General features: G+C 64.8%; 21 protein-coding genes. 18 read left to right on the forward strand and 3 right to left on the reverse strand.

Going from position 1 to position 23,828, the window contains the following annotated elements; genetic code table 11:
* Window positions 1–44 precede the first annotated feature (44 nt).
* Window positions 45–1,559: a winged helix-turn-helix domain-containing tetratricopeptide repeat protein gene (locus ACLGL5_RS06945; protein WP_171903233.1), complete on the reverse strand. Its 1,515-nt coding sequence runs from the start codon at window positions 1,557–1,559 to the stop codon at window positions 45–47.
* A gap of 229 nt (window positions 1,560–1,788) precedes the next feature.
* Here ACLGL5_RS06945 and ACLGL5_RS06950 point away from each other — a divergent pair, with 229 nt between their 5' ends.
* The 9 genes from ACLGL5_RS06950 to ACLGL5_RS06990 all read left to right on the forward strand — a co-directional run bounded on the left by ACLGL5_RS06950 (window position 1,789) and on the right by ACLGL5_RS06990 (window position 10,547).
* The gene (locus ACLGL5_RS06950; RefSeq protein WP_069093232.1) at window positions 1,789–2,037 is read left to right on the forward strand and encodes a DUF1127 domain-containing protein; all 249 of its coding nucleotides are present in this window, start codon (window positions 1,789–1,791) and stop codon (window positions 2,035–2,037) included.
* Between the two features lie 143 nt (window positions 2,038–2,180).
* The gene (locus ACLGL5_RS06955) at window positions 2,181–2,552 is read left to right on the forward strand and encodes a hypothetical protein (RefSeq protein WP_019862338.1); all 372 of its coding nucleotides are present in this window, start codon (window positions 2,181–2,183) and stop codon (window positions 2,550–2,552) included.
* Window positions 2,553–2,663: 111 nt separating this feature from the next.
* Window positions 2,664–3,290 (forward strand): CDGSH iron-sulfur domain-containing protein, encoded by a 627-nt coding sequence (locus tag ACLGL5_RS06960; protein WP_069090634.1) that lies wholly within the window; start codon window positions 2,664–2,666, stop codon window positions 3,288–3,290.
* A 58-nt stretch (window positions 3,291–3,348) separates the two neighbouring features.
* Window positions 3,349–3,651, forward strand: a complete 303-nt coding sequence (locus ACLGL5_RS06965) for a cupredoxin domain-containing protein (protein WP_019862340.1) — start codon at window positions 3,349–3,351, stop codon at window positions 3,649–3,651.
* A 175-nt stretch (window positions 3,652–3,826) separates the two neighbouring features.
* On the forward strand, window positions 3,827–5,869 hold the full coding sequence (locus ACLGL5_RS06970) for a hydantoinase/oxoprolinase N-terminal domain-containing protein (protein WP_019862341.1): 2,043 nt from the start codon (window positions 3,827–3,829) through the stop codon (window positions 5,867–5,869).
* Between the two features lie 269 nt (window positions 5,870–6,138).
* A complete protein-coding gene (locus ACLGL5_RS06975; protein WP_069090635.1) occupies window positions 6,139–8,310 on the forward strand; it encodes a malate synthase G in 2,172 nt (723 codons plus the stop codon).
* 306 nt (window positions 8,311–8,616) lie between these two features.
* Window positions 8,617–9,201, forward strand: coding sequence for a DUF308 domain-containing protein (locus ACLGL5_RS06980; RefSeq protein WP_064985343.1), 585 nt, complete (start codon window positions 8,617–8,619; stop codon window positions 9,199–9,201).
* 132 nt (window positions 9,202–9,333) lie between these two features.
* The gene (locus tag ACLGL5_RS06985) at window positions 9,334–9,921 is read left to right on the forward strand and encodes a TetR/AcrR family transcriptional regulator (protein ID WP_019862344.1); all 588 of its coding nucleotides are present in this window, start codon (window positions 9,334–9,336) and stop codon (window positions 9,919–9,921) included.
* A 314-nt stretch (window positions 9,922–10,235) separates the two neighbouring features.
* Complete coding sequence (locus tag ACLGL5_RS06990; RefSeq protein WP_069090636.1) at window positions 10,236–10,547, forward strand: DUF3303 domain-containing protein; 312 nt, start codon at window positions 10,236–10,238, stop codon at window positions 10,545–10,547.
* A 195-nt stretch (window positions 10,548–10,742) separates the two neighbouring features.
* Here ACLGL5_RS06990 and ACLGL5_RS06995 read toward each other — a convergent pair whose 3' ends face one another.
* On the reverse strand, window positions 10,743–12,275 hold the full coding sequence (locus ACLGL5_RS06995; protein WP_069090637.1) for a YifB family Mg chelatase-like AAA ATPase: 1,533 nt from the start codon (window positions 12,273–12,275) through the stop codon (window positions 10,743–10,745).
* A gap of 522 nt (window positions 12,276–12,797) precedes the next feature.
* Window positions 12,798–13,739 carry a glutathione synthase gene (gshB, locus tag ACLGL5_RS07000; RefSeq protein WP_019862348.1) on the reverse strand — a complete coding sequence of 314 codons (942 nt, stop codon included), beginning with the start codon at window positions 13,737–13,739 and terminating at the stop codon, window positions 12,798–12,800.
* 223 nt (window positions 13,740–13,962) lie between these two features.
* On the opposite strand from gshB, the gene ACLGL5_RS07005 reads away from it, so the two are divergent.
* From ACLGL5_RS07005 to ACLGL5_RS07045, 9 genes are all read left to right on the forward strand, one after another.
* The gene (locus ACLGL5_RS07005) at window positions 13,963–15,207 is read left to right on the forward strand and encodes a glycosyltransferase family 2 protein (protein WP_069090638.1); all 1,245 of its coding nucleotides are present in this window, start codon (window positions 13,963–13,965) and stop codon (window positions 15,205–15,207) included.
* Complete coding sequence (locus ACLGL5_RS07010) at window positions 15,204–15,611, forward strand: GtrA family protein (RefSeq protein ID WP_038651025.1); 408 nt, start codon at window positions 15,204–15,206, stop codon at window positions 15,609–15,611. The genes ACLGL5_RS07005 and ACLGL5_RS07010 overlap by 4 nt, the downstream gene beginning before the upstream one ends.
* A 115-nt stretch (window positions 15,612–15,726) precedes the next feature.
* Window positions 15,727–17,544 carry a polysaccharide biosynthesis protein GtrA gene (locus ACLGL5_RS07015; protein WP_069090639.1) on the forward strand — a complete coding sequence of 606 codons (1,818 nt, stop codon included), beginning with the start codon at window positions 15,727–15,729 and terminating at the stop codon, window positions 17,542–17,544.
* Between the two features lie 209 nt (window positions 17,545–17,753).
* The gene (locus ACLGL5_RS07020; RefSeq protein ID WP_019862352.1) at window positions 17,754–19,103 is read left to right on the forward strand and encodes a putative bifunctional diguanylate cyclase/phosphodiesterase; all 1,350 of its coding nucleotides are present in this window, start codon (window positions 17,754–17,756) and stop codon (window positions 19,101–19,103) included.
* A gap of 266 nt (window positions 19,104–19,369) precedes the next feature.
* On the forward strand, window positions 19,370–20,137 hold the full coding sequence (locus ACLGL5_RS07025) for an SDR family NAD(P)-dependent oxidoreductase (RefSeq protein WP_019862353.1): 768 nt from the start codon (window positions 19,370–19,372) through the stop codon (window positions 20,135–20,137).
* Entirely contained in the window at window positions 20,134–21,093 is a 960-nt protein-coding gene (locus ACLGL5_RS07030; protein WP_069090640.1) for a 2-dehydro-3-deoxygalactonokinase, read from the forward strand. The genes ACLGL5_RS07025 and ACLGL5_RS07030 overlap by 4 nt, the downstream gene beginning before the upstream one ends.
* Window positions 21,090–21,728 carry a 2-dehydro-3-deoxy-6-phosphogalactonate aldolase gene (locus tag ACLGL5_RS07035; protein WP_038651034.1) on the forward strand — a complete coding sequence of 213 codons (639 nt, stop codon included), beginning with the start codon at window positions 21,090–21,092 and terminating at the stop codon, window positions 21,726–21,728. The genes ACLGL5_RS07030 and ACLGL5_RS07035 overlap by 4 nt, the downstream gene beginning before the upstream one ends.
* On the forward strand, window positions 21,728–22,600 hold the full coding sequence (locus ACLGL5_RS07040; RefSeq protein ID WP_069090641.1) for an SMP-30/gluconolactonase/LRE family protein: 873 nt from the start codon (window positions 21,728–21,730) through the stop codon (window positions 22,598–22,600). The genes ACLGL5_RS07035 and ACLGL5_RS07040 overlap by 1 nt, the downstream gene beginning before the upstream one ends.
* Before the next feature lie 152 nt (window positions 22,601–22,752).
* Complete coding sequence (locus ACLGL5_RS07045) at window positions 22,753–23,826, forward strand: D-alanine--D-alanine ligase family protein (RefSeq protein WP_069090642.1); 1,074 nt, start codon at window positions 22,753–22,755, stop codon at window positions 23,824–23,826.
* The last annotated feature ends 2 nt before the right edge of the window (window positions 23,827–23,828 follow it).

A 23,828-nucleotide genomic window follows, 5' to 3' on the forward strand; every position in this document is an offset into this window, starting at 1 on the left:
AGCAATTCCGGGAAATTGTGAAATGGTTTCGGTCCGGAATTGCTCTACGGAAGACCCGCCTTGCGAAAACCGTCGACGAAATGATCGCGCATCGCGGTGTCGCGGAATGGCTCCGTCCAGACCCAGTAGCTGGTCGTGAAGTGCGGGTTGCCGATGAGGAACATTTCGACCTCGGCCCGCGCCTCGTCGAGCCGGCCGAGTTGCGCCAGGCTCGCCGCCAGGAAACGGCGTGAGCTCGTCCGGTAAGTCTCCTCCCGGCGCAAGGTCTCGACGGCGGCTTCGTAGTCGCGCGCCGCATATTGCGCTTCGCCGAGCGTCAGATAGTACCAGCTTGCCGGATAGGGATTGAGCCGGAACGCCTTGCGGATGTGCTCGAGGCCTTCCTCGACTCGTCCGGCCAGCACCGCGATGTCGGACAAGGTCGCCCAGGCGTCGGCCTCGTTCGGGTCGAGTTCGAACGCCTTGGCGAATTCGGCTTCCGACTCTTCGAAACTGTGCTCATAGGCGAGCAGATTGCCGAGCACCCAACGGCAGCCGGCATCGTTGGGATCGATCGCCACGGCCTTGCGCGCCAGTTCCAGCGCGATGCGACGGTTGGGGTCGACCGGCTCGCCCCAATGCACCCATCCCATCCAATAGTTCATGGCAAGCCAGCGATGAGCCTCGGCGTAGTCCGGGTCGAGAGACACCGCGCGCGTCAGCAACAGATGCGCTTCCCTTGCCGTCTGTGGTGATTCGTCGATCAGCTTGCGCGCCCGCACGCACAGATCGTAGGCCTCGAGATTTGTCGGCCGGTTGCGTGGCGGCGGCGCCCGCAGCCGTCCGAGCAGCGCCTCGACGATCTTGGCCGTGGCCTCGTCCTGAACGGCAAATATGTCGTCCAGGCCGCGATCGAAGCGTTCGGCCCACAGATGCTCGCCGCTTATCGCGTCGACCAGCTGGGCGTTGATGCGCACGCGCCCCGCGGCGCGTCTGGCGCTGCCCTCCAGCAGATAGCGCACGCCAAGCTCCTCGGCGATCGCGCGCACGTCCATCGCCTTGCCCTTGTAGGCAAAGGTCGAGTTGCGGGCGATGACGAACAGGCCCGGGGCCCTGGACAAGTCGGTGATCAGATCCTCGGTTAACCCGTCGGCGAAGGCCTCCTGCTCGGGGTCGTTGCTGAGATTGACGAAAGGCAGCACCGCTATCGATGGCTTGTCGGGCAGCGGCAAGGGTTTACGCTTTGCCCGGTCGAGCTTTTCGATGGCGCCCGTGAAGCGGTAGCCGACGCGCGGAACCGTCGATATCCATTCTCCGCCATCGGCGGGCGGACCAAGCAGCTTGCGCAGCTGCGCGATCTGGACGGTGAGGTTGCCTTCCTCGACCGCCGTTCCCGGCCACGCCGCATCCATCAGCTCGGCTTTCTCTAGGATTTCGCCGGGCCGTCCGACGAGCGCGGCAAGCAGCTTCAGCCCACGATAGCCGACAGCAACAGGATCGTCGTTCCGAAGCAGCGTTCCCGCACCCGGATCAAGTACGAACGGACCAAAGGCAAAGCGCGATCCCTGCATAGGGCGCATCTATAGAGCAATTCCGCGAAAAGTGTGAGGCGGTTTCATCGGGGAAAGCGCGCGGCGCCTCCCTAGGGAATGGCGTCAAAACAACGCGTTAGCGCCTGTTTGGAACTTTTGAGAACTATTTGGCAGGGCTTAATTACGGCGCCCTCAATATCCTGCAGAATTCAACCTCGTTCAGATCAAAGGCCGCCCATTCTCAAGCCTGTGGGCGCCAAAACATATGGAGGTTGTCATGACCAATATCTTTGCTTCGGCCCCGCATCAGGCAGTGCGGTGTGGAGCGCGCGTGGGGCAGACATCGCGCCGGCGCTACAGCCTTGCCACCTTGCGGAACACTATCGCGGCCTGGCGTCAAAAGACACGCTATCGCTGGGACCTCAAGCGGATCTCGGAAGTCAATCCGCATCTGATCGACGATATCGGCCTGACCAGGCGGGAGGTCGATGAAGAGATCGCCAAGCTGCCGTTCTGGCAACGATAGGGCGAAGCCTGCAATGACGCCGGTTCGTCGTTTAGCTCCCGCGATTCTATCAGGGATTGTCGTCATCCCCCTTTAGCACCGGCCCCCGTCATGGCATGATGACCCCATCGGCCGTGGGGGCCGATTCTTCATCGGGGGTTTCCATGTCTTTCATACCAGCGCGCCGGCTTGCCGCCGCGTTCTCGCTTGCCATCCTTTTTGCACCAGCCGCCCATGCCGGCGACGTCACCTTTGCCATCAAGAACAGCCATCCCAACGCCATGCGCCTTGAGCTCTACAGCCAGGATCGCGATTATGTCTGGCCGGGCAACGGCAAGGACTTCTATCTCGATGACGGCGAGACCAAGTCGTTGCCGATCTCCTGCAACGAAGGCGAATCCATCTGCTACGGCGCCTGGGTCGATGGCGACGAGGGCACCTATTGGGGCGTCGGCCCCGGCAACAAGGAAAAATGCGAGGATTGCTGCTACACCTGCAGCGGCGGCGAGACCGAGGAGATCAATCTCGTCCCCTGATCGGTTTGCCAGCTTGACGGTCTCCCCCATGGGAGCGATAGCCTGTGCCGATACCCAAAGCGCGCCGCGTCGGTTCAGCCGCGACGCGCCCCAGGCGAGAGGAGCACGGCAATGGCAGGCACGGTCGAGGGTGAGAAGATCGACGTCGGCTTTTCCGGCAAGCGCTGCATCCATTCGCGCAATTGCGTGCTCGGCGACCCGCATGTCTTCGTGCCCAACGCGCCGGGGCAATGGATCCATCCCGACGCGGCCAGTGTCGAAAAGATTGTCGCCATCGCCGAAAGCTGTCCGTCGGGTGCCATCACCTATGTCAGGAAGGATGGCGGGCCGCAGGAACAGCCGCCGGTGGTCAACACCGTGCGGCTGCGTGAAAACGGCCCGCTTGCCGTGCATGCCGAGATCGTGCTCGACGGCGAAACCTTCTTTCGCGCCACGCTGTGCCGCTGCGGCGCGTCGGAAAACAAGCCGTTCTGCGACGGCAGCCACAGCAAGGCCGGCTTCACCGCCACCGGCGAACCGCCGCTGAAGGACACGCCGGCGCTCGAAGCGCGCAACGGCCCGCTGAAAGTGACGCCGACCACCAACGGCCCCCTCAAGCTGGAAGGCAATGTCGAGATCGTCACCGGCACCGGCCACACGATCGACCGCACGCAGCGCACCTTCCTCTGCCGCTGCGGCCACTCGGCCAACAAGCCGTTTTGTGACAATACGCATAAGAAGATCGGCTTCGTGGCATAAAAGGCCGTTCGCCAGCGTTAGTGTAGGATGAGGGTTCGCGCTCAGGAGGAAATCCATCATGCGCACCATGCTCGTTCTTGCTTTGCTTGCCTTTGCCGTGCCCGCCTACGCCGCCAATCATGCGGTCCAGATCAAGGGCATGAAATTTAACCCACCGAAAATCGCGGTCGCCGTTGGCGATACCATCACTTTCACCAATGCCGACTCGATGACGCACACCGCCACCGCGCTCGATGGCTCCTTCGACACCGGCCATCTCGCCACCGGCAAGAGCGCCAAGGTCAAGGTATCGGCGGCCGGCGCACATCCATTCCATTGTGCGATCCACAGCTCGATGAAGGGCATTGTCACAGCCAAATAGCGGCATCCTCGCCAGAGGGCCCCTGGCGTTGCGGTCAAAGCCGCCGATCCCCTCCCAAGGGGAGATCGGGGCTCCTATTGCGGTCATCGCGTGTTGGCCCAGCGCTCGTGGCTTTATCGGCCGGCCGCGATAGGCTAAGGGCGGGAAGCAAAATTCCCCACCGCCCGGACTGCCAATGACCGCCAAGACCAAGTCAAAACCTCTGTTCCTCGGCATCGACACCGGCGGCACCTACACCGATGCCGTGCTGTGGTCCGAGACGGAGGGCCCGCAGCAGGGGCCGAACAAGGGCAAGGTGCTGGCCAAGGCCAAGGCGCTGACCACCAGGCATGATCTCGCTGTCGGCATTTCCGGCGCGGTCGACGCGGTGCTCGAAAAGGCCGGTACCGATCCGGCCGCGATCAAACTGGTCTCGATGTCGACGACGCTGGCCACCAATGCGCTGGTCGAGGGCCAGGGGGGCCGCGTCGCGCTCGTCATGATCGGCTTTTCCGAAGCCGACCTCGCCCGCGATGGGCTGAAGACCGCGCTCGGCACCGATCCGGTGGTGTTTTGCCCGGGCGGCCATGATGTCCACGGCAATGCCGCCAAGCTCGATCTGTCAGGGCTGGAAGAGGCCCTGCCGGAACTCGGTGCCTCGGTGTCCGGCTTTGCCGTGTGCGCCTATTTCGCCACCCGCAACCCGGCGCATGAGATCGCCGCCCGCGAACTGATCCGCGACAAGACCGGCCTGCCGGTCACCGCGAGCCACGAACTCTCGGCCAAGCTCGGCGGCCCGCGTCGGGCGCTGACCACGCTGCTCAACGCCAGGCTGATCTCGATGATCGACCGGCTGGTGGCGGCGACCGAAGGGTTTTTGCAAGCCCGCAACATCGCCGCTCCCCTGATGGTGGTGCGCGGCGACGGTGCGCTGGTCTCGGCGGTGTTCGCCCGCCAGCGGCCGATCGAGACCATCCTCTCCGGTCCGGCGGCCAGCCTGGTCGGTGCCCGCCACATGACCGGGCTCGACAATGCCGTGGTCTCCGACATTGGCGGCACCACCACCGATGTCGCCGTGCTCGACAAGGGCCGGCCGCGCCTGGATCCCGAAGGCGCCACCGTCGGAGGCTTCCGCACCATGGTCGAGGCGGTCGCCATGCGCACCTTCGGCCTTGGCGGCGATTCCGAAGTGGCGCTGGAGGACGGCGCGCTCAATCCAAAAATCCTGCTCGGGCCGCGCCGCCTGGTGCCGCTGGCGCTGGCCGGCATGGCGCATGGCGACGCCGTCAAATCGGAGCTCGAACGCCAGCTGCGTTCGCCCAATCCCGGCCGCATGGACGGCCGCTTCGCGGTGCGCACCGGCGTGCCGGACAGGCTTGCGGCGGGTCTCACCGCTCCGGAAGCGCGGCTTTACGAGGCGATCGGCGCGACGCCGCTTGCCCTCGACAGGTTGCTGACGTCCAATGCCCAGAACGCCACCTTGAACCGGCTAGTCTCGCGTGGGCTGGTGCATATCTCAGGCTTCACCCCGTCGGACGCAGCACACGTGCTGGGCAAGCAAGCCAATTGGGATGCCGCCACCGCCCGCCTCGGCGCCGAGCTGTTCGCCCGCAAGCGCGATGGCCGTGGCCAGCCTATCGCCGCGTCGCCGGAAGTGATCTCGGAGCGCGTGCTGGTGACGTTGACGCGCTGGTCGGCCGAATACATCCTCGAAACCGCCTTCGCCGAGGACGGGCTCGATGGCGCCGCGACCGTGGCGCACGCGCTGGTGCAGCGCGCCGTCGATGCCCATCCCGGCATCGCCCGGTTGAGCGTCGCGCTCGACCGCCCGGTCATCGGCCTCGGCGCTTCCGCGCCGCTGCACTACGCCGGCCTGGCGCCCCTGGTCGGCAATGACTGCGTGGTGCCCGAGGACACCGATGTCGCCAACGCGCTCGGCGCCGTCGTCGGCCAGGTCAGGGTCTCGGCCGAAGCGCGGGTCAGCCAGCCCAGGGAAGGGCTGTTCCGTCTGGCCTCCGGAGAAACGGTGCGCGATTTCCTCGACGAGGCTGCGGCGATCGCCGCTGCCGAGGCCGATGTGCGAGCGATCGTGGCCGAGCGCGCCCGGGACGCCGGTACCGACAATGCCGAGATCGACGTCGCGACCGAGTTCAAGGTTTCCACCGTCGAAGCCCAGCGCATGTTCATCGAGGCGCATGTGGTGGCGGTCGCCTCGGGACGGCCACGGATCGCGATGTGAGCGCCTTCCTTCTCCCCGTTCACGGGGAGAAGGTGCCCGAAGGGCGGATGAGGGGCAGAGCCAAGGGAATGCAGTTTCACTGTGCCGCCCGTTCGGCCAACGCCGCGCCGCCCCCTCATCTGGCTGCCGCCATCTTCTCCCCATAGAACGGGGAGAAGGACGCAGCTTCGCCAACCTTGCCTAAATGTCCCCTTCACCTTAAGCCGAATTGACCCTGTAGACCTGACATGCCAAAGGCCCGCCCGAGCCTTTCGTCTGGAGACAAGCTGATGACCGATCGCATCGAGATCGCTGGATTGCGGATTGCCCGCGCGCTGCATGATTTTGTGGCTGGCGAGGCCGTGCCCGGCACCGGCATCGCCGCAGATGCGTTCTGGAACGGTTTTTCGGCCATCGTCCACGACCTCGCGCCGAAGAACCGGGCGCTGCTCAAAAAACGCGACGCCATGCAGGAAAAGCTCGACGGCTGGTATCGCGACAATGGCGCGCCGGTCGACATGGAGGCTTACAGGGGCTTCCTGAAAGAGATCGGTTATCTCGTTCCCGAAGGGCCGGCCTTCAGCGTGTCGACGGGAAATGTCGATCCCGAAATCGCCATTGTTGCCGGGCCGCAGCTGGTCGTGCCGGTGATGAATGCGCGCTATGCGCTCAACGCCGCCAATGCGCGCTGGGGTTCGCTCTACGATGCGCTCTATGGCACCGATGCCATTCCCGAGACCGGCGGCGCCGAAAAGGGTAAAGGCTTCAACCCGGCGCGCGGCGCCAAGGTCATCGCCTGGGCCAAGGATTTCCTCGACCAGTCGGTGCCGCTCACCTCGGGCAAATGGGCGGGGGTCAACGGCCTGTCGGTGGCGCATGGCGCGCTGAAGCTTGGCGCCGGCGCCGGCGGCACCACGCTGGCCGACCCCACGCAATTCGTCGGTTATCGCGGCGATGCCGCCAACCCCGATGCCGTGCTGCTGGTGAAGAACGGACTGCACATCGAGATCGTCATCGACCGCAACAACCAGATCGGCCGCACCGATCCGGCGGGCATTGCCGACGTCATCCTGGAATCGGCGCTGACCACCATCCAGGACTGCGAGGATTCGGTCGCGGCGGTGGATGCGGAGGACAAGGTCGTGGTCTACCGCAACTGGCTCGGCCTGATGAAGGGCGACCTCGCCGAAGAGATCAGCAAGGGCGGCAAGACGTTTGTCCGCAAGCTCAACCCCGACCGCGCCTACACGGCGCCCGGCGGCGGCACGCTGACGTTGCCCGGCCGCTCGCTGATGCTGGTCAGGAACGTCGGCCACCTGATGACCAATCCGGCGATCCTGGACCGCGACGGCAACGAGGTGCCGGAAGGCATCATGGACGCCGCGCTGACGGCGCTGATCGCGTTGCACGATGTCGGGTCGAAAGGCCGCCGCGCCAATTCCCGCGCCGGCTCGATGTATGTGGTGAAGCCCAAGATGCACGGGCCGGAGGAAGTCGCTTTCGCCGTCGAGATCTTCGACAGTGTCGAGGCGCTGCTCGGCATGGCGAAGAACACCATCAAGATGGGCATCATGGACGAGGAGCGGCGCACCACTATCAACCTCAAGGAAGCGATCCGCGCTGCGAAGGAACGCGTGGTGTTCATCAACACCGGCTTCCTCGACCGCACCGGCGACGAGATCCACACCTCGATGGAAGCCGGCCCGATGATCCGCAAGGGCGACATGAAGCAGGCCGCCTGGATCTCCGCCTACGAGGCCTGGAATGTCGACACCGGGCTCGAATGCGGGCTCGCCGGCCATGCCCAGATCGGCAAGGGCATGTGGGCGATGCCGGATCTGATGGCGGCGATGCTGGAACAGAAGATCGCGCATCCCAAGGCCGGCGCCAACACCGCCTGGGTGCCGTCGCCGACGGCCGCGACCTTGCATGCCACGCACTATCACAAGGTCGACGTCCATGCCGTGCAGGCGGCGTTGAAGAGCCGGCCGAAGGCGAAACTCGACGATATCTTGTCCGTTCCGGTGGCCGTGCGGCCGAACTGGACACCCGACGAGATCCAGCGCGAACTCGACAACAACGCTCAAGGCATTCTGGGCTATGTCGTGCGCTGGATCGACCAGGGCGTCGGCTGCTCGAAAGTGCCCGACATCAACGATGTCGGCCTGATGGAAGACCGCGCCACGCTGCGCATCTCCTCGCAGCACATCGCCAACTGGCTGCGCCACAAGGTGTGTTCGGAGATCCAGGTACGCGATTCCCTGCAGCGCATGGCGGCCATCGTCGACCGCCAGAATGTCGGCGATCCGCTCTACCGGCCGATGGCGCCGGATTTCGACACCTCCATCGCCTTCCAGGCCGCCTGTGACCTGGTGTTCAAGGGAACCAGCCAGCCCAACGGCTATACGGAGCCGGTGCTGCACGCGCGGCGGCTGGAGCTGAAGGCGCGCGATAGGACCTGAAAAGCAGGGCCGGCCCCAAGCGCCTCGCCGCCTGCGCCACGCGCTCTGATGCGGTAGGAAATCGCCTCGACGCTGTGGATGCGCCCGACCGCTGGCGCCGGCCAGTGCGCGCGCTAGCGAAGGCTGCCACTCAAGTCAAAAACATGCATAAAGCAGCCACTGTCGTTCCTTGGCGCCAGCGCAGGCGCAGGCGAATGCTGATCACATAAATGCGATGTCGAGGTGACCGGCAATCAGTTCCAGGCGCCTTGACGACCATTAATCTACCTACTAGTTGGTAGGTAGATTAAACGAGAGAACCCCATCATGCCTGGACAAATGAACGATCAGAGCCCGTCATCAAACGGCTGGCTCAAAAGCTATTACTATCTGCGGTTTGCCGTATCGGCAGCCTGGGTTGTGGCGGCTTTCACCGTCGCGAAAAGCAGCCCGCCGCTCGCTGCCGCCATGCTGGTTGCCTATCCTGCATGGGATGCGCTTGCGAATTACATCGACGCCCGGCGCACCGGCGGGCTCGGTCGCAACAAGTCGCAATTGCTGAACTTCGCGGTCAGCATCGTCGCCACGATTGCGGTCGCCATCGCGCTCGGTCACAGCATGAATGCGGTGCTCTCGGTCTACGGCGTCTGGGCCGTTGTCTCCGGCGTGTTTCAGCTCCTGACCGCGGCGCGGCGCTGGAAAACCAACGGTGCGCAATGGCCGATGATCCTGAGCGGCGCCCAATCGGCGCTGGCGGGTCTGTTCTTCGTCAAGATGGCCGGCGGCACGGAGATCATCGGCATCGCCAATGTTGCACCTTATGCCGCGTTCGGCGCCTTCTACTTCTTCGTGTCCGCTCTGTGGCTGTCGGTCAGCGACGTCCTTCGCAAGTCGCCGCGGGTCGCAAGTTAGGGCAATGCCAGCAAAAGTGTGAGCGCTTTCCCTTGGGAATCGCGTCAAAACAAACGGGTTAGAGCGGTTCGCCGGTTTCCATGAAACGGCGAACCGCTCTAAGTGCAGAGGAGCCCTCCGCCGGAGCAAGTCATGAGCAAGCCTTCGAACACCGCCGACGAGATCCTGGCCGCCGCGCGAGCCTTCATCGTCGCGGGCGGCTACAATGGATTCAGCTACGCCGATATCGCCGAGGTGGTTGGCATCCGCAAAGCCAGCATCCATCACCATTTCCCCAGCAAGGTCGACCTCGTGCAGACCCTGCTCAAGCGTTACCTCGAGGATGCCGTCATCGGCATGGGAGGGCTCGAGCGCGATGTCCCCGAACCGCCCGAGTTGCTTCGAACCTATGCCGGCATCTGGGCCCGATGCATCGAGGATGCGAGCGTGCCGTTCTGCGTCTGCGCGCTGCTTGCCAGCGAGCTGCCCGCCCTTCCGCCGGAGGTTGCCGTGGAAGTCCGGGCGTATTTCCAGTTTCTCTCGGGATGGCTGACTGGCGTCATCGAGCGCGGCGCAGAACAGAGGACACTGGCAATATCGAATGCGCCGCGTGTGGAAGCGGAAGCCTTCATGGCGACCGTCCACGGGGCAATGCTTTCCGCGCGAGCCTATGGCGATGTCTTGACCTTCGGCATGATCCTGACGCCGACGCTGCAGAAGTTGATCCCCGCGACCGATTGATCCGGGCAAAGGCGGATCGGCCCGACGCGCGGTTTAATTGACCACAATGTTAGCATAGGTAGCTCCCCCGAAGCCGCACCTGTAGCTCCCAGCGACGGGCTGGTCGCGCGCGTGAAAATCGGCAAAACCGTGCTTTACGAGGCCCTCTACGCCCAAAATCAGCCGCATCCACCGTCAGGCCGAATGAGTTCTTCATACGTTCTCAAATGTCGGACAGATTCACCGCCTTTCCTGTCGTGATGCCTACCTCTTTTTGAAGGAGGGGAGCTACAGTGCCGCTCGGGGATTTACGGTCACCCCAGAGGGAGGAGATTATGAAATACCTCGTAAATTGGAACGAGCGGCCACAGGGATCGGCGATCGAATACGAGAACGTCCAAAAGCGCATCCTGAAAATCTTCCGGCACTGGGAGATACCCAGCGAAGTCAAGGTACATGCCTTCGTGGCGCGGGTGGGTGAATGGGGTGGCAGCATGCTGATCGAGGCAGATGACCCGCTGGTAGTCCACAAAATGTGTTCGACCTTCCCGGCGTTCCAATTCGACGTCCATCAGGTCATCGACGTTCAGGACGCGGTCCGCGTCGAGATGGAAGCTATCAAATGGCGGGATGAACTTCCTTCATGAGCGGCAGCCGACGAGGCTGCGCATCTCGCAAAAGCCGGACGAGGCGACGCATTCGGAGCGCACTCGCTTCACCGGCTTCGTGGGATCCAGCCGGTGCGCTCACGAAGCAGGTCGCGCACCGAGGCATGGATGCCGGCTTTGGGGCGAGACAGTACCTGGGTGCTGCGGAAGTGATTGGCGACGGCGGAAGGCGCTCTACGCCGCCTGCGCCACGCGTTCCGAACTCATGCGATAGGAAATCGCCTCGGCAAGATGGATGCGGCCGACGGTTTCGCTGGCGTCGAGGTCGGCCAGCGTGCGCGCCACTTTCAGCACGCGGTGATAGGCCCGCGCCGAGAAAGCGAGTTTCTCGCTGGCGTCCTTGAGCAGCGACAGGCCGGCTGCGTCGGGCATCGCGATGTCCTCGATGACAGAAGGTGCGCAATGGGCGTTGGTGGTGGCGCTGGTCACGCCGAGCCGTTCGAAACGCTCGCGCTGCAGGGTGCGGGCGCGTGCGACGCGCAACGCCACATCAGCACTCTTCTCCGCCCGGTCCGGCCTTATCAGGTCGCTGGCCGAGACCGCCGGCACTTCGATCCGCAGGTCGATGCGGTCGAGCAGCGGACCGGAAATGCGTGCCTGATAATCGGTGCGGCAGCGTTCGCCGCGCAGGCAGCGATAGCCCGGTTCGCCGGCCATGCCGCAGCGGCACGGGTTCATCGCCGCCACCAGCTGGATGCGCGCCGGATAGGTGACGCGGTGGTTGGCGCGCGCGATCATGCAGTCGCCCGTCTCCAGCGGCTGGCGCAGCGCGTCGAGCGTCTGCGGCGTGAACTCGGGGAACTCGTCGAGGAACAGCACGCCGTGATGGGCGAGCGAGACTTCGCCCGGCCGTGCGCGCAACCCGCCGCCGACCATTGCCGCCATCGAGGCCGAATGGTGCGGGGCGCGGAACGGCCGCCGGTCGGTCAGCTTGCCTTCGCCGAGCTCGCCCGCCACCGAGGCGATCATCGAGACTTCGAGCAATTCCTTCGGCGCCAGCGGCGGCAGGATCGACGGCAGCCGCTGCGCCAGCATCGATTTTCCCGAGCCTGGCGGGCCGACCATCAGCAGATTGTGGCCGCCGGCCGCCGCCACTTCCAGCGCGCGCTTGGCCGTCTCCTGGCCCTTGATGTCGGCAAGGTCGGGCAGGTCGCGCGCCGCGGCGTGGATACCGGCCTCCGGCCGCGACAGCACCTGCGTGCCACGGAAATGGTTGGCGATGGCGATCAGGCTGCGCGGCGCCAGAATATCGAAGTCCTTGCCGGCCCAGGCGGCTTCCGGCTCGCAGGCGAACGGACAGATCAGCCCCTTGCCCTCGGCATTGGCGCCGATCGCCGCCGGCAGGGCACCGGCGACGGCGGCAATGGTGCCGTCGAGCGACAATTCGCCAAGCACGACATAACCGGCCAGCATGTCGCCCGGAATGGCGCCAAGCGCGGCCATCAGGCCAAGCGCGATCGGCAGATCGTAATGGCTGCCTTCCTTGGGCAGGTCGGCCGGCGCCAGATTGACCGTCACCTTCTTCGACGGCATCGACAGGCCCGACGCATGCAGCGCCGCCTGCACCCGCTCACGGCTTTCGGCCACCGCCTTGTCGGGCAGGCCGACGATCTGCATGCCGACCTTGCCGGGCGCGATCATCACCTGCACGTCGACCGGCACGGCCTCGATGCCCTGGAAAGCGACCGTGCGAACCCGCGCCACCATTTTCCCACCCCGGATATGGGCCGCAACCCATGCGATAGGCCTGGAACGTGGCCCCGGCAGAAGACAATCACAGATTGCCGGTCAAATCAAGAACATTACGAGAACAAAGCAATCGCTATGGTTGCAGCCGGATTGAGCCCGGTTGAAAAGGCGGAACATGGTTAATACGAACTGAAAACGGAAAATATCGCTGTGTGCCTATGACCGCAGTGAGGCGCGACATCGTCACAGAATTGTCAGCCCCAGTCTCGCGGCAGGTCTCATTTCGATCCACCCAGGGAGTGAATATGAGCAGCCATGAAAATGACTGCCAGGATAACCAGTATCGAAGCAAGTCCGTAAAGGCTTCGGTCCTTCTCGTCGAGAGGACGAAAGAATTTACCTCGCATGCTGTCAACCCAAATAAATTCACCAGTGATGCCGCAATACCGAAACAAACGGCGAGTATTAAAAAGACATTTTCATATAGGATGCTTGCCACATTTCTCCTCCCGGATCGCTTAGGCAGCAGGGTTTCGGAGGTTACTTCCGCTTCCCCTCGACCGCATCCCAGAACAGGCTGGCAATGTCGGCGCCGCCAAAGCGCTGCACCTCGCGCACGCCGGTCGGCGAGGTCACGTTGATCTCGGTCATGTAATCGCCGATGACGTCGATGCCGACCAGGATGAAGCCGCGTTCCCTGAGCGACGGCCCGATGCGGGCGCAGATCTCGCGCTCGCGCTCGGTCAGTTCGGTCTTCTCGGCGCGGCCGCCGACATGCATGTTGGAGCGGGAATCATGCTCGGCCGGCACGCGGTTGATGGCGCCGACCGGCTCGCCGTCGATCAGGATGATGCGCTTGTCGCCCTTGCGCACATCCTTGAGGTAGCGCTGCACGATATAGGGCTCGCGGAACAGCTGGCCGAACATTTCGAGCAGCGAGGCGAGGTTGCGGTCGGCCTCGTGCAGATGGAAGATGCCGGCGCCGCCATTGCCGTAGAGCGGCTTGACGATGATGTCGCCGAATTCCTTGCGGAAGGCGGCGACTTCTTGGCTGTCCTTGGTGATCAGCGTGTCCGGCATCAGGTCGGCAAACTCGGTGACGAAGATCTTTTCCGGGCTGTTGCGCACCCAGGCCGGGTCGTTGACGACCAGCGTCTTCGGGTGGATGCGCTCGAGGATATGCGTGGTGGTGATGTAGTTCATGTCGAAGGGAGGATCCTGGCGCAGCAGGACGACGTCCATCTCCGACAGGTCGGTGCGCACCTTGTCGCCCAGCGAGTAATGGCTGCCCTTCTCGTCGCGCACCTGCATCTCCTCGATGCGCGCAAACACCTTGCCGTCGCGTAGCGACAGCCGGTCGGGCGTGTAATGGAACAATTGGTGGCCGCGCCGCTGCGCTTCCAGCGACAGCGCGAACGACGTGTCGCCGGCGATCGACACGGTGGAGATATGGTCCATCTGGACGGCGATTTTCAGCTTCATGGCGGGTCCCCAGCGCAGTCGACGAGAGCGATATAAGGGTCGCCGCGCCTTCTGCCAATCGCGACATCTGAAGATCGGCAACAGCAGGGCACAATCCCCGCCAGCCCAATCGCGACAAGACAAGCGGCCGCGTCATCGTTTTCTTAAGCCTTGCTGTACAAGAATAGGCCTCGAATACCCCAACGGCAGGCGCCGGATGGGGGCCCTCGATGGAACAACGACCATGAACGCGCTCACCGCCATCCGCGCCGCCGCGACCAAACAGCTTGAACTCACCATCCTGATGCCGTGCCTCAACGAGGCCGAGACGCTGGCCGTTTGCATCGGCAAGGCCAGGGCCTTCCTCGACAAGGCCGGAATCCTGGGTGAGGTGCTGATCGCGGACAATGGCAGCACCGACGGTTCGCAGGAGATCGCGGCCCAGGGCGGCGCCCGTGTCGTACCGGTGGCGCAGAAGGGCTATGGCGCGGCACTTCTCGGCGGCATCGCCGCCGCCAGGGGGCGCTTCATCATCATGGGCGATGCCGACGACAGCTACGATTTCGGCGCGCTGGATGCCTTCATGACGCGCCTGCGCGACGGCGCCGACCTGGTCATGGGCAATCGCTTCCAGGGCGGCATCGAAACCGGAGCCATGCCGCCGCTGCATCGCTATCTCGGCAATCCGGTGCTGAGCTTCGTCGGCCGCCTGTTTTTCCGCATCAAGACCGGGGACTTCCATTGCGGCCTGCGCGGCTTCAACGCCGAGAGCATCCGCAAGCTCGACCTGCAGACGACCGGCATGGAATTCGCCAGCGAAATGGTGGTGCGCAGCGCGCTTGCCGGGCTGCGCATCGAGGAAGTGCCGACCACGCTCAAGCCCGACGGCCGCAGCCGGCCGCCGCATCTCAGGACCTGGCGTGACGGCTGGCGGCATCTCAAATTCCTGCTCGTCTACAATCCGCGCTGGATGTTCTTCATCCCGGGCGCGGCGTTGTGCGGCCTGGGCATGCTGTTCGCGGCCCTGCTGGTGTTTGGACCGCTGCGGGTGATCGACAATCTGTCGCTCGACCTCAACACTTTCGTCGCCGCCTGCTTCATGATCATCACCGGCATCCAGCTCATCACCTTCGGCGCCATATCGCGATACTATGCCGAGATCACCGGCATCCTGCCGCGCAGCCGCGGGTCCGACTGGCTGAGAAGGACCATCAGCACCGACCGTCTTGCCGCCAATGCCGGCATCTGCTTTGCCGGCGGCGTCCTGTTCTTCGGCTATGCGGTGCTGCGCTGGGCGCATCTTGGCTTCGGCCCGCTGAACGATTCCGAAATCCCGCGCATCGTCGTGCTGGGCCTGAGCCTGATCGTCATTTCGTTCCAGGCCTTCTTTTCGGCATTCCTGCTCGGTGTCCTCGAGATTCCGGTCAAGCGGCTGAAAGCCGGCCAGCCCGGCGGATCCGGCGAAGCCGCCGCGACTGCCGAAAAATGAGCCGGCTTCTACGAAGATTCGCCGCGGTACGGCTTGTCCGGTTTGTCATCGTCGGCGTTGGCGCGGCGCTGCTGTTGTTCATGCTGTCATGGGCCTTGGTGTCGGCCGGTTTGCCGCCATTCGTCGGAAGCGTCATCGCCTATATGCTGGCCTTCGTCGTGGCATATTCGGCACAACGTGGCTGGACGTTCGAGGGACGCCACGACCACGCCCATGCGTTTCCACGCTATCTCGTCACCCAGCTGGTCTGCGCAGCGTTTGCAGGCCTGTCCGCCCATGTCGCGGTGTCGATATTCTCCGCCTCGCCGCTGATCATGTCAGCCATTATCACCGTCGCCGCAAGCGCCGCGAGCTATGTGCTCTCGTCGGTCTGGGTGTTTCGCGACGATCAAAGAGCCGCGTGAAGGCATTCGACGGCGGCCCGCCGACGCGATGCGACGACGTGCAAGGCTGGTTTAAGATTTGCGCAGTGAGTTCGCGATAACTTCCGTCGCGAAAAGAGCGCCCAGAGGTCGTCCCGTGACTCCTGCCGATACCATGATCTCCGTCGAGGCCAAGCCACTTCCGTCACGGCGCAACGACCTCGCGCTCGTGCTCGTCGCCACGCTGGTGATGGTTGCCGTCAGCGCCCTCAGCGGATTCCGCGACTTGACCGACGCCGGCGGCGACAATGACAATCTGTTGCGTCTGGTCGAGGTTCGCGACATGCTGGCCGGCCAGGGCTGGTTCGACCTACATCAGTACCGGATGGGTCTTGAAGGCGGCTTCGTCATGCACTGGTCGCGGCTGGTCGACGCGCCGCTCGCCGCCATCGTTCTCGTAGCCTCGGCGCTGACCGGCAGCATGGCCAGGGCCGAGACCACCGCCGAGGTGCTCTGGCCGGCACTGCTCTTCTACCTCGCTTTGCTCTTTACCGCCCGCGCGGCGCGCAGTTTCGCCGGTGCCGCGGCCGTGCTGCCGGCTGTCGTCATCGGCGCCGCGGCGCTGCATTTCATCGGCATCTTTTCGCCCGGCTCGCTCGATCATCACAATGTCCAGCTGACGCTGACCATGGCCTGCCTGAGCCTGCTGCTCGATGCACCCGTGCAGCGCTGGGCGGCGCTGCTCGCGGGCCTGTGCGCGGCGCTGATGCTGGCCGTCGGCATGGAAACGGCGCCCTACGTCGCCACCATCGGCGCGTGCATTGCCCTGCTGTTTGTCGCCGACCCCAGCGGCGAGGGGCGGATCGCCAGGGATTTCGGCCTTGGCTTTGCCGGCGTTTCGGGGCTGGTCTTCCTCACCACCATCGCCCCATCGGCGTGGGGCCAGCCGCAATGCGATGCCTTTTCGACAGTGCAGTTCGTGGTCGCCGCGCTCGCCGGATGCGGCCTCGCCGCCGTGGCATCGCTCGACATGGCTAACGCCACGGTCGGCCGTCGCCTGTTTGCGCTCGGCCTGCTTGTGCTCGTGCTGGGCGCTGTCGTGGTGTCGCTTTTCCCGCAATGCCTGGCAGCCCCCTATGCGAACCTCGATCCGCGCCTCAGGGAATTATGGCTCGACAACATCGAAGAGGCGCAGTCGCTGTACAAGCTTGTTATCTACAACCAGGTCGCGGTGGTGGAGCGTTTCGCCACGCCACTGGTGGCGATCCTGCTGATGGCGCTTGGCCTCGGCCGTGGCGGCTCGCGGCGGCAGGACAGCCTCGTTGGCGCGCTGCTGGTGGTGGCGTTCCTGGTCAGTGCCTGGCAAGTGCGTGGCTCGACTTTCTCCATTGCCTTGGCGGTGATCCCGCTTTGCGCCTGGATCGCCAAATGGCGGCAGCGGGCCGAAGCCAGCCCGTCGCGCGGCGCCGCGCTCAGGGTGGCCGCGGCCTGGCTGGTCTCGGTCAACGCACTCTGGGCGTGCGCGGCCGTGGCTGCATCAAGCGCCTTCGAAACCGCCGCGGCCGTCAAGGCCGCCAGTGTCGATGGGAACTGCCAAGGCAAGACCTCGTTCGCAGCGCTCAGCCAGCTGCCGGACACCACCGTGCTCGCCATTTCCAATCTTGGCTCGCCCATCCTGGCCTATTCCGGACATCGCGTGTTCGCCGGGCCGTATCATCGCAACGTCGCGGGAAACCTGCTTGCACTCGATACCTTCCTCGGATCGGCCGCCGATGCCAGGTCGGTGGTCGAAAGCCACCATGTCGGGCTTGTCGCGCTCTGCCGCGGCAACCCGGAAACCCGCCTGCTCGTCGGCAGGGCGCCGGACGGCTTTCTGGCCGGGCTGACGCGCGGCAATTTGCCGGACTGGCTGGAGCCGGTGGCGGAGACACGGGGTGCCCAGCTCGAGCTCTATCGCGTCAAGCTCGGCGGCTGAAAATCAGCGCGAAAACAAAGGCTTGATGCTTGGTTTAGCCGGCTCCCCGGGGGATCCGGCTTTCTGCCCCGGCAAGATCGCCGGTGAAACCCGGATTCCGTTTTTCCGGATTCCGTTCCGGCCGCGAAAAATCGATTTTCGAGATACGTTTCCTAAAGGGTTTGCTGGCAGTCTCCGACACAAATTCCGACGTTAAAACAGGGACACCGATGCAAACTCCGTTTGGCACCGGTCAGGCAAACAGGGAGAGCACGGATCTGGCCTTCACCGATCCGTTGACCGGGCTTGGCAACCATCGCCGCTTTTTCGACAAGGTCGATCGTCTGATCAGCGACCGCGCCGATGATCCCGCGCCCTTCACAGTCGGCATTCTCGACCTCGACGGCTTCAAGCCTATCAACGATCTGTTCGGTCACAAGGCCGGCGACGACATCCTGATCCAGGTCGCCATGCGGCTGCGCGCCTCGATGGACGGCCATTCGACGGTCTGCCGGATCGGCGCCGACGAATTCGCCTTCCTCTATCCGCTGGTGTTCTCCGAGGACGCGGCGGCGGAAAAAGCCCGCATGCTGATCGAGATCCTGTCGGCGCCGTACGATGTCGGCGAACGCACCGCCAGGCTGTCGGCCTCGGTCGGCTGCTCGCTGTTCTATTCCGGCGACGAGACCACCGAGATCCTCGTTAACAAGGCCGAGACGGCGCTCTACCACGCCAAGCGTTCCGGCCGTGGCCGCGTCGTCGTCTACACCCGCGAGATGGAAGAGGCGGCCAAGCGCGTCACCCGCATCGAGCAGGCGCTGCGCCGCGCCGTCTCGGCCGGCGAGGTGGAACCGCATTTCCAGCCGATCGTCGACCTCACCACGCGCCGCACCATCGGCTTCGAGACGCTGGCGCGCTGGACCGATCGCGATCTCGGTGCCGTGCCGCCGACGGTCTTCATCCCCATCGCCGAGGAACGCGGCATCATCGGCCCGCTGTCGCAGCTGGTGCTGCGCAAGGCGACCGAGGCGGCGAGGAGCTGGCCGAGCGACCTGTTCCTGTCCTTCAACCTGTCGCCCTCGCAGCTCGTCGACCAGAACACCGGCCTGCACATATTGGCGATCCTCGACCGCACCGGCTTCGATCCGCGCCGTCTCGAGATCGAGATCACCGAGACCGGCCTGATGAACGACCCGGCCTCCGCCGCGCAGATCGTCGAGGATCTGCGGCGCGTCGGCATCCGCGTCTCGCTCGACGATTTCGGCACCGGCCAGTCTTCGCTCGGCCGCCTGCGCGAATTCCATTTCGACAAGCTCAAGATCGACCGCGCCTTCGTCGCCTCCATTCTCGACGACCGCCCGTCCGAACACATCATCCGCGCCATTCTCGCCATGTGCGAAGGGTTGGGCATGGATGTGGTCGCCGAAGGCATAGAAGAGGAAGCGCAGGCCGATCGCCTGGTCCAGTTCGGCTGCGCCGGCGGGCAGGGTTATCTGTTCGGCAAGCCGGTCGATGCCGACGCCACGCTCGGCTACCTCCGCGATTCCTTCCGTGGCGCCCTGCGCGCCAAGGCGATCTGACCGGCGCTTTCGGCCTAATCGACATTCCGCCGATATCGCGGCGCGCTTCCGGTGCGGCGCATTGTCGTTTTGTCCGACATAAGCCTGCAAATCCGGCGTTTCGCCCTTGCCCGCGCGACTTGCGTGGCTAGGATGCGCGCCGTTCATGCCTACAGCACCGCGCGTCCTTGGGACGCGCAAAGGACGCTGTAGCAACTTATATTTGCGCATGATCCCTATCCGAAAATCGATCCGATTTTCGGGGTCATGCGCCGGGAGAGAAGAATATGATGCCATCGGCGGATTTTGCCGACCTCAAGGGAGCCTCGGTGCTGATCACCGGCGGCGGTTCCGGGATCGGCGCGGCGCTGACCGAGGGTTTCGTGCGCCAGGGTGCCAATGTCGCCTTCATCGACATCGCCGAGGGGCCGAGCACGCTGCTTGCCGACCGCATCGAGAAGGAATTCGGCCGCCGGCCGCTCTACCTCAAGACCGACCTGCGCGACATCGAGGCGCTGCGCGCCTCGGCTGCCAGGGCGGCACAGGCGCATGGCGATGTCACCGTGCTGGTCAACAATGCCGCCTGGGACGAGCGCCACGCCGTCGAGGACGTGACGGTGGAGTTCTGGGACAACAACCAGGCGATCAACCTCAGACCACATTTCTTCACCGCGCAGGCGGTGGCACCGGGCATGAAGCGGGCCGGCGGCGGCTCGATCATCAACTTCACCTCGACATCCTACCTCATCAACCACCCTGACATGCCGGCCTATACCGCCGCCAAGGCGGGCATCCTCGGCCTCACCAAGGGGCTGGCAGGCAAGCTCGGGCCTGACCGCATCCGCGTCAACGCCGTCGCGCCAGGCTGGGTGATCACCGAACGGCAGCAGGAACGCTGGGTGACCGAAGGGGCGCTTGCCGCCCATGTTGCCAAGCAGTGCATCAAGGAGGTCATGCGCCCGGACGACATGGTCGGGACGGTGCTGTTCCTCGCCTCGGACGCCTCGCGCATGCTGACCGCGCAGATGCTGATCGTCGACGGAGGTTTTCTGTGAGCCCGGAATTTGCCGGCAACGCTCCGGCGGTCGCCGCGCTCGATTGGGGCACGACCCGGCTGCGCGCATGGCTGATCGACGGCAGCGGCAAGGTGCTGGCCGAGCGCCGCGGCGATGACGGCCTGATCACCGCGCGCGAAAAAGGTTTTTCGAACGTTCTGGAAGGCCATCTGGCCGCCATGGGCGCGCCGGAAACACTGCCCGTCATCATCTGCGGCATGGCCGGCTCTCGTCAGGGCTGGATCGAGGCGCCCTATGTGACCGTACCGGCGCCGATCGGCGCCATCCTTGGCGGTGCCGCTCGCGTGGCTGATCAGAAACGCGACATCCGCATCGTGCCGGGTCTCGCTCAGCGCCTGGCCGATGCGCCCGATGTCATGCGCGGTGAGGAAACACAATTGGCCGGCGCCGGTTTGCCGGCAAAGGGGCGGCATCTCGCCTGCATGCCCGGCACCCATTCGAAATGGGTGCTGGTCGAGGATGGCGCGGTTGCCGGCTTCGGCACATGGCCGACCGGCGAGTTGTTTTCGGTGCTGGCCGCGCACTCCATCCTCAAGCATTCGCTGGGCGAGCATCCGGCTCCCGTCACCGGGGACAATACATTCTTCCGGCAATGGTGCGAACGCGCGCTCGGCGAGGGTGGCGATGTCACCTCGAAGCTGTTTGCCATCCGTGCCGCCGGGCTCTTGCAGGACCTGAAGTCGGAAGATGCGGCGGCCTGCCTGTCCGGGCTTTTGATCGGCGGCGAGATCGCCTCGGCGAAGCGCCGCTATGGCGCCGGCGATGCGCCGGTCGTGCTGATTGCCTCGGGTACGCTCGCTGTGCTCTACCAGGCTGCACTCGACCTCGCAGGGCTTGCCGTCCGCGCCGTCGACGCCGACGAAGCGGTGCGCGCCGGACTCACCGAAGCCGCGCGCGAAAACGGCATGATCGCCAGAACCGGAGCCTTGGCATGACCGAGACCGCAGCCTTTCCAAAACTCAAGCGCGGGCTGGTCGCCATACTGCGTGGCCTGAAACCCGCCGAGGCGATTGCCATGGGGCAGGCGCTGTTCGATGCCGGCATCGAGGCGATCGAAGTGCCGCTCAACTCGCCCCAGCCCTTCTCGTCGATCGCCAGGATTGTCCAAGTGCTGCCGAAGTCGGCCTTGATCGGCGCCGGCACGGTGCTGACGGCGGCCGATGTCGACGGCCTGCACCAAGCCGGCGGGCGGCTGCTGGTCAGCCCCAACATCGATGCCGAGGTGATGGCGCGCGCTATGCACTACGGCATGGTGACCATGCCCGGCGTGTTCACGCCGACGGAGGCCTTTCAGGCGATCCGGCTGGGCGCCTCGGCCTTGAAATTCTTTCCGGCAAGCGCGCTCGGCGCATCCGGCATTTCCGCCATCCGGGCGGTGCTGCCGGCACAGACGCTGGTCGGTGCCGTTGGCGGCGTTTCGGAGAAGGATTTTGCCGGCTACAAGGCGGTGGGCGTCACGGTGTTCGGCCTGGGCTCAAGCCTGTTCAAGCCCGGCATGAGCGTCGACGACGTCGCGGCGCGTGCGCACGCCGCCGTCGCGGCCTGGGACGCGGTGTTCGGAGAAGCATGATGAGCGAAGTTTCGGTTTTTTCCGATCACATCTGCCAGCTCGGCGAAGGCCCGAGCTACGATCCGGCCAGCGATGCGCTGTTCTGGTTCGATATCGTCAATGGCAAGCTTCTGGAAAAGCCGCTCACGGGCGCGCTGAAAATCCACGAGCTTGGCCAGATGGCCAGCGCCATCGCCATCATCGACGACCAGCGCCAGCTGATCGCCACCGAGACCGGGCTTTTTGTCCGCGACGTCGCGACCGGCACGATGACGCTGCATACGCCCATCGAGGCCGATAACCCGCTCACCCGCTCCAACGATTCCCGCGTCCATCCCTGCGGTGCCTTTTGGGTCGGCACGATGGCCAAGGACGAGAGCAAGGGTGCGGGCGCGATCTACTGGTTTTTCAGGGGCGAGTTGCGCCGCCTGTTTTCGGACATCACCGTGTCGAACTCGATCTGCTTTTCGCAGGACGGGACGATCGCCTATTACACCGACACCGCGACCGGCCTGTTGATGCGCGTCGCCTGCGATCCGGCGACTGGCCTGCCGGTTGGCGTACCGAAAGTGTTCGTCGACCATCGCTCCTCGAAGGGCTATGTCGACGGTTCCGTCGTCGACCGCGATGGCGTGCTGTGGAATGCCGTCTGGGGCGGCGCGGCGGTGAAGGCCTATTCGCCCGATGGCGCATTGCTGCGCGAAATTCCCATGCCGGTGACGCAGGCCTCCTGTCCGGCCTTTGTCGGCGCCAAGGCCGACCGTCTGGCGGTGACCTCGGCCTGGAAGGGCAAGGACGACAAGCAGCGCAAGCTCGATCCGCAGGCGGGCATGACCTTCCTCATCGACATCCCCGTCAACGGCCGGTTCGAACCGCGCGTGCTGATCGCCTGAACAGAGAGCGCCCGAACATACTGGGCGATCGGCGCCGCCCCTCTTCATAGCGGTGTTGTCACGCAGGCGTCCGGCTTGGGTCGGTTTCGCGAAAGCTGTTTGCGTCGGCCGTGCGATGGTAGGCGATCGCATCGCCGGGAATCGTCCATCTCATGTCGAGCCGCAAGCCGAAGCTGATCCTTGTCTACGAGCCGGAGAAGGCCTGCTTCGACCGGCTGGTCGCCGACGGCTTCCCGCCGCAGCGCGCCACCGAAATCTCGTCCTACCTGGCGCAGTCGACGGACATCGCTCCCGAATTCGCGGCACTCGCCGTCGCCTGCGAGGCGCGCGGTCTCGCCTTTGCGCCGGTGGCGCTCGACGATGCCGCCGAGGCGCTGGAGGGTGAGGATGTTGAGGACACGCTGGTCTGGACGTTGTCTGATGGCATCGCCTATTTCCGTGGCGGCGCGGCTCCTGCGCTGGCCCGGCTCAAGGGGTTGCGGACGATCGGAGCCGACGATTCGCTGTTCGCGCTCTGCCAGGACAAGTTCCGCTCCGGCGCCGTCCTTGGCGCGCTCGGCCTGCCGGCGCCGCAGGCCGGCCTTGCCCGCGATGGCAAATGGCTGGTCGAGCCGCCGGCCTCCACCGCCGGCTGGTTCGTCAAGCCCAATCGGCTTGGCGCCAAGATAGGCATCTGGCCGGATTCCCGGTGCTATGAGCTGGCCCATGCGCTGGAGCTTAGCCGGCGCGTCTTCGCCGCCTATCGCGACGATGTCGTCGTCCAGCCCTATGTCGCCGGCCGCAATGTGCGCGCCAGCTTCCTCGGACTGACGCCGCAAACCGGTGTCGAGGCGCTCGGCATCGCCTTTGTCGATTCCGGCGCGGATTTCCAGACCATGGCCGACAGCATGGCGCTCTACGGCGAAACCGGCGAGGCGGCGAAGGCGGCAGGACTTTATGCCGAACCGGAGCTCGTCGCCGTCGCCGATGCCCAGCCGGTCGCCGACGCCAGGGTCAGGGCGATCGCCGGGCGGCTGATCGGCGGGCTCGGCCTGCGCGACGTGTTTTCCATCGACCTGCGCGTCGAGGCCGACGACACGGTTCACCTGATCGAGTTCGAGGTCTGCCCCGGCCTTCCCTGCTTCGATTTCCGCGCCTACTGCCGCCAGCAATGGGGCCTGAGCCTCGCCGATGCCATGGCGGCGACGGCGGCAAGCCGATTTATCGGTCAGCGCCGCAGCGGCTAGGC

Source organism: Mesorhizobium sp. U510 (genome assembly GCF_059180695.1).